The 6,272-nt window shown below is 41.0% G+C and carries 8 protein-coding genes; all 8 read right to left on the bottom strand.

From position 1 onward, the window contains the following. Positions 1-231 (bottom strand): helix-turn-helix domain-containing protein (locus tag IQ31_RS24195; protein WP_145330683.1); only part of this gene is annotated, 231 nt, incomplete at its 3' end. Positions 232-327: 96 nt separating this feature from the next. Further along, a complete protein-coding gene (locus IQ31_RS24190) occupies positions 328-1,215 on the bottom strand; it encodes a YWFCY domain-containing protein (RefSeq protein ID WP_145330681.1) in 888 nt (295 codons plus the stop codon). Between the two features lie 10 nt (positions 1,216-1,225). Then, positions 1,226-2,071, bottom strand: coding sequence for a conjugative transposon protein TraN (gene traN, locus IQ31_RS24185; protein ID WP_145330679.1), 846 nt, complete (start codon positions 2,069-2,071; stop codon positions 1,226-1,228). A 19-nt stretch (positions 2,072-2,090) separates the two neighbouring features. Further along, on the bottom strand, positions 2,091-3,254 hold the full coding sequence (locus IQ31_RS24180) for a conjugative transposon protein TraM (protein WP_145330677.1): 1,164 nt from the start codon (positions 3,252-3,254) through the stop codon (positions 2,091-2,093). Positions 3,255-3,318: 64 nt separating this feature from the next. After that, on the bottom strand, positions 3,319-3,555 hold the full coding sequence (locus IQ31_RS27755; RefSeq protein WP_208734381.1) for a hypothetical protein: 237 nt from the start codon (positions 3,553-3,555) through the stop codon (positions 3,319-3,321). Between the two features lie 172 nt (positions 3,556-3,727). Continuing rightward, complete coding sequence (gene traK, locus IQ31_RS24170) at positions 3,728-4,342, bottom strand: conjugative transposon protein TraK (protein WP_145330673.1); 615 nt, start codon at positions 4,340-4,342, stop codon at positions 3,728-3,730. A gap of 15 nt (positions 4,343-4,357) precedes the next feature. Continuing rightward, a complete protein-coding gene (locus IQ31_RS24165) occupies positions 4,358-5,476 on the bottom strand; it encodes a TraJ family protein (RefSeq protein WP_167512274.1) in 1,119 nt (372 codons plus the stop codon). A 13-nt stretch (positions 5,477-5,489) separates the two neighbouring features. Continuing rightward, positions 5,490-6,269, bottom strand: coding sequence for a hypothetical protein (locus tag IQ31_RS24160; protein WP_145330671.1), 780 nt, complete (start codon positions 6,267-6,269; stop codon positions 5,490-5,492). Between the last annotated feature and the right edge of the window lie 3 nt (positions 6,270-6,272).

Here is a 6,272-nt window from a genome sequence, read left to right as displayed (position 1 = left end):
GATCAGCAGTGCCGAAAGTCCACTGGCCAGATAATGCTCGATCTGTTCATGAAATACCTCAAGACCACTGGAACGGGACTGCTGCCTCGGAGCTGAATCTCCATTCAGCAGCGCTTTTTGGATACGCGAAACGGTCTTGCGGCACATCCCAAGTTCCCTTGAGATCTCCCGCAAAGATTTGCCGTGTTCCAAAAGTGTTTTTATCGTATTGTACATAGCCACTTTATACATAACGCTGAGAGTTTATTATACTCTCAACAAGTAAAACCTTAATTGTTTAAGGTGGTGGCATTTTAATGCGAATTGCTGGGGGTATTTATATGCGAATTAACAGTCGGCAAGAGTTTGAAGATATTCCGGCTTAAATGGATTTACACGACGACTTTTTGATGGGTCATTCAGATTGATGACGTGGAATTCATAATCCAGCATCTTTCCTTCCTGTTTTGCCAGCAGATAATGATAGTAGGCTATCTTTCCCAGATCAGGGTATTTTAGATCATAAATACACATCGTAAAGGAATTTGCCAACATTTGTCGCAGAATTGGCATAATCACTCCAAAGCTCTTCCCACTACCCGGAACTCCGCAAACTAAACAGCCCCTGAATAGGTTTTCTAGCGGAATATAGCCTTTCAGTACTCTTCCCTTAAAATAAAATAACATGGGAATATTGACTGAATACGGAGATATTTTCGCTTCCGTGGGCTGCATGAAGGATTCTTCTTCAATATTCCATTTATCTTTCCCCAGTCTTGAACTTATGATCTTAGAGATGTTATCCAGTGAAACATGGACCAGAATTATACCCAGGATCGAACTGAGCACGTAACCCATATCATAAAAGTTCAAACCATAGAAAACAGATTTTTCATGATGACCGTGAAACCAAATTGCCATAGCAAGTAGGATAAATCCAGTGGAAAGTGGATAAACAATCTGGTTTTTGGGATTTAGATCTTTCTTCTTTTTACTTAATGTACCGATAGAAACCAGTATGACCAAAAAGATTGAAAAAGCCTTACTTGCTAGCAGACCGGAATAAAAAGGCAATCTTGCAAGCTTAGAAGCAAAAAGTAAATCTATCTTGCTTAAAATCCCATATCCAAGGGATTTCTCAACATAAAGAAAGAGGTAGAACTCAAGAAATATGGAAAGATAAATGGAAAACTGGAAGAACCTATAAAGCCCCTGCTGTTCTTTTGTTTCTTCCATGTTGTATCAGTTATAAAGAATCGGCATTCAATATATCTTGGTATTTGATCTTTAGGTCAATTGTCCTGCCGGACATTTGCTTTTCGGTGAGACTGACCCGTAAAATTTTACTTCCCGGGAATGTTACCTTTTTAAGAATATATATGTTCCGGTTCTTTTTCCTCAAAACGTCAAAAGGCCCGAATTGCCATATAGGTTCTATTTCAACAGATTGAACATTTGTTGCCTTCGTGATTTTTTTATCCTCTATAAAAAAACGTAGCTGATCCGGTCTAAAGGAAAGCTTTGTTTTATTGGTAAAGGACAGATCTAAGAAAATAAAATCTCCTACCGTCCTGATACTGTTCAAATGAATTCCGACACCAAATCTTTCCTCTTTTCTCAGCGGGCGCTTGTCTGATTGGGCCAAAAGGGTATACGACAACGACCTCATCTGACTTCTGCTGAGAGAGTTTTCAGCTTGCTCCAGCGGAACCACGGTCAATGGATCAATTTGATACAGAACAGGTGACCGGGTTTCAACATACTGCTCGGATTGCAGAGCCCTGAATTGGGTGAGATAATTTTCTCCTACCAGGGTAACACTTCCAAGCTCCGCTCCTACCCCATCTAAATTCAGGCTGTCAGGGACTATTTTCAGCCGAAGCAGATTCTCCATAGGAAGGTCTGCGGCAACTTTTTTTGAAGATATATCAACATACCTAATTGGTTCCGGGGAAAGAATGTGTACTGTATTGCCTTTGGAAAGTCTAATAGATTTAAGATCGCCCAGCAGATGGTCACCTGGGGACTGTCCCATTGCTGGTACTTTGGCAATTAGAAATAAGGCCGATAAAAACAGAAATAGATTTCTCATAATTGAAAATGATGAATGATTATTTGTATTGTTTTTGATTATCACGAAGTGTCTGTGGGTCTATTAAGTAAACCAGGGTATTATACTTGATTTTTGCCCTGTTTTTTCGAATATATCTGGAAACTGCCGTGGTGGTGGATTGGAACATCCTTTGGATGACTCCCATCATGAGCTGATTCTGATTTTCCACCTGCTGGATACTGATTCCCTGGGAGGAATTAGCACCCAATTCCCGGCTAAATTCCCTAAATGCAGAAGAAGGAACATAGAGCCCCTGAAGGCCGTCATTATCATATAAATCAAGTTTTACAGGAAGAATTTTGCCCCCCAACATAATTGAGGTTATACTCAGTAGCACACGTTGTCCGCTAAATCCACTTATCTTCGCATAGAGATATGTCCCTTTTCGGATTAGATTGCTTCCGACCAGCAGGTCATCCATTAACCTGATGCGCAACCTGGAATCCACGTATCCGATTATGTTTTCATCAACGATAGCCTGTATAAATGATTCTTGCTGATTGTCCTTGACTGTATTAAAAACGGATTCGGCCACATCAGCCTTCTTTACTTTCAGCAAGGGCATATCCGCTTCTGCTTTTTTCACCTTCTCCATCCGCTCCCGCTGTTCTCTGGCAGCTTTTTCTTCTGGGTCGTTAGCCTTTGCGAGACTATCGGCAAATTCCATCTGCCGGCGAAACAGGAGCATCGGATCTTCTTCTTTCCTTACTGGTTCCTTTCTTGGTACGGGTTGGGATCTGGGAACAAGGGTGCTTAATACACTGTCCAGGTCTTCATTTACCCGAAAGCTTTTTGTTCCTGTCCGAGCGTTTAGCGATTCCTGTTTAAGCTTATCCCTGATGGAATCCAGCTTTCTTTTTTCTTTGTCATTGTAAATTTCATCAAAACGGAATCCATCTACTTTTTCTTCCTGCAATTGATTTACCGCTGTATAGCCATCTCCACGCCTGTAAAGTTCTCTGTAAGCATTTAACTTATCTGTCAGCGCTTTATTTTTAACTTCTGGAGAAACATCCGAAATCTGCTCCTGAAGCTGTACTTTATGATCACTCGTAACTTTGTCTTTTGAAAATGCTGACTGGTAAGCATAAAAGAAAATTAAGATAAAAGGCAACACGATCAAGGGTATTATATACCTTGGCCTTTTTAGGTCTAGTTTCATAATATTACTGGATTTAGTTGTAAAAAATGAGAATCAGTCTTTTTGGAAGAAAAGTACCTTCTCTTTAATCGCTAGAAATAGAATCTTTTGCCTTGAGGTTTTCGAGCGCAAAAAGTCTTTCCTTGATCTGGATCAGGATCAGACTATCCTGTTTATCTAGATTCCTCTTTGTTGAAAGACCGTCCATAATTGCCTGGAGTTCTATTATTTCTTTCAGGTCAGAAATTGATCCCATGATATGCGCCATTCCATCTGACACTGGTTTAACAGAATGGGCGCTTTTTGTCGTTTTAACATCCATTGGCTTGGGCAGCAGAAAAAAACAACAGATAGAAATCGTGATACATAATATCATCAGTATATAGACCTGTCTAGGATAAGCTATCAACCGGCACCGTACAAACATTTTAATATATCGGAAATAAGTATAGAACTCCTTACTGATTTCCTTCAAGACGCTACTATCGGGTCGATTAGAGGTTATTTTTCTGAACATAGCTTAGGTCTTTATTTTCCAGTGTTTTCCAGCGCGTTATCAATACGGCATGAGCGTTATTTTCTGTCCGGATTTTAAGATCCCTTAGATATCCTTCCGTAACCAAACTCCGAACTACAGTTGAGCTTCGTCGGTCTATAGTCTGTTTACCGTAAAAGCGAAAATAATTTCCATTGAGGTAGATAGAATCGGTCTGGACTGTAAGTACCGCACTGGAAGATAAAATGGAATTAAAAAAACCTTTTTCCCGGAGATTATTATATTGTAGGGCTCCCGACTCATCTATTAGATACATCGCGCGCTTCATCTGATACTCAATAAACTTCTCGTCCGGTGTAAGGGTAAAAAATAGGCTATGAAATAAATTAACATGTGTCCGGTATTCTGCCGGACGGTTCATCTCCACATTCGTCTGCTGGGCAGACAGCGGAACATTATTTATGTCCAGTACATAAACTGACTTTCTTGCACTCTCGACTTGTCGATATGCAAAGAAGGAGACAATGAAAACCAGAAGCGTAGCAGTTACCAGACTTCCTATTGCAATTAGCGTTGCAAGCCGGATCTTTGATTCTATATTTTTTATAATCATGGTTTATATTTAAGTTTAGAATTTGGCGACTATTCTTCTGGCGGTTCTTGCCATACCTGAAGCTCCACGCCCCATTGTTCCTGCAGCGGAGGTGATTCCCGAGGTGGATACTATCCATGTACTGATGCTTGGGACTGTAAGCATAGTCAGTCCACCAATTAGAAAGGTAACGATCACAATCCCAAATGACATAATACCATTTCCCGCAAGCCAGCCAAGTTTTTCAAGTTTATCGCCAGAGCTGGACAATAATTCCTGATATCGGGTGATTTCAGCTTCAAGAGCATATTGCTGGAAAAGACTGGCAATATGCATCACCAGGTAAGCAATCCCCGAATAAAGGTTTACAGAAACAAAACGGGCGATCCATGTTCCAAATGAATCCCTAAATGCGGGAAGAATACTCACGGCAACAGAAAATGGCCCTAAAATGATCAGAATGGTCGAATAGAGTATTTGGATCATGAATATGATATAGACACATATCCTTAATACCCAGACTGCCAATGTTTCCAGTGTATAGGTCATCCAAAGCTGCAAATTTATCTGCATCCTGTTTCTGAGCTCAACAACGTTGTTCCAGACAGAGGTGAATCCATCCTTTACGGTCGAGGTAACCGCATCCCACGCCTTGTCGTACCAGGTATCCGCTTCGTTTTTTGCAACTTCGGTTTCCGCCTGGATCTGGGTCAGGGAATTGGCGATATCATACATTAATTTCGCACGCTGGAGCCGCAAGCTGTTCACTTCCGTCTGACCGTTATCAAATAGACTTTCCGTTTTAGCCGCGACAATATCCGTAGGATAAGCAACTACTCGCGCGAATGCGCCCCACCAGATGATAACCATGACCAGACCAAATGGTCGCAAAAGCGGCATTATCTCCATTTTTTTATCACCGGACATCATTTCATAGCTTTTTATTGCAAAAAATATGAGCATAAAGATTGCCGCCAGTGCCTGCGCATCCGTGATAAACGTATCATAATGTGTCCATATCGTATCTTTCATCCCTTTCAGGAAGTGCATTACGCCTTCTTCGTATACCCCATTTCCCTGCAGGAAATTATAGGTATCTTTAAATGAATCAGGCACCCCCACTGGAGATGCCTGTAAAAAAAAAGTGTATGTCATAAAAGCTAATTTATCATCTGTTCTTTTTTAGGATTCTATTCGCAATTTCTACATCAGATTGCCCTGAGTTTGGAAGCGATATCACTCGGTCAGTATCCTTAACAGAGGAGAGTCCCTTTGATATAGATAGAAATTTGAGTGCATTGCTTCTCTTGGATTCCCATGCCGATTCAAGAGCTCTGTATTCTGCAAGCAGGCGATGATACCCCATTATCCTGCTACCTCTTTCAAGGTCTGTATTTCTTAAAGCCTCCAAGCGCTCTTTCAATTCAGCACTTTCGTTTAAATACCATTCGTAAACTCCTTTGTTCACCAGATATGCTTTGATCTCAGAATTCAGGCCTTCAAGAATAGCCGATCCATCCTTTTCAAGTGCATTGAACTCATTTTTATAATATAGTATCCACAAAGGATCGGCTTCACTCGTAAACCCAGAATACCGGGCTAACTCCTTTAAAGCTGTATTTCGGATGGTATCGGACTGTTTTTTATAAGAATTACTTGTATTTTGCATGGCGAGAACCAATCCCATACGCATTGTCTGAGGACCTGAACCAGATAGGGGCCGCCTATCCAGCTTGGGATAATTTGGGTGTAGCCCCCAGGTGAGCCAGTATTGATAATTGAGTCCCAGAAAGCCGGAGGTAGGCGTGAATTTCTTGCGGTCCCATTGTTTATGAACCATACGCTCCTGCTGGTTGATAATATGTTTATCGGTTTGTCGTTTAACCCTTTGACCGTAAACCGATCTTGCACCCAACAGAATAATAACTATTGTTAAATTTCTCCACATAAT

Source organism: Sphingobacterium siyangense, from assembly GCF_007830445.1.
Classification (GTDB): domain Bacteria; phylum Bacteroidota; class Bacteroidia; order Sphingobacteriales; family Sphingobacteriaceae; genus Sphingobacterium; species Sphingobacterium siyangense.
This window is presented reverse-complemented; position numbering and strand designations above follow the sequence as displayed.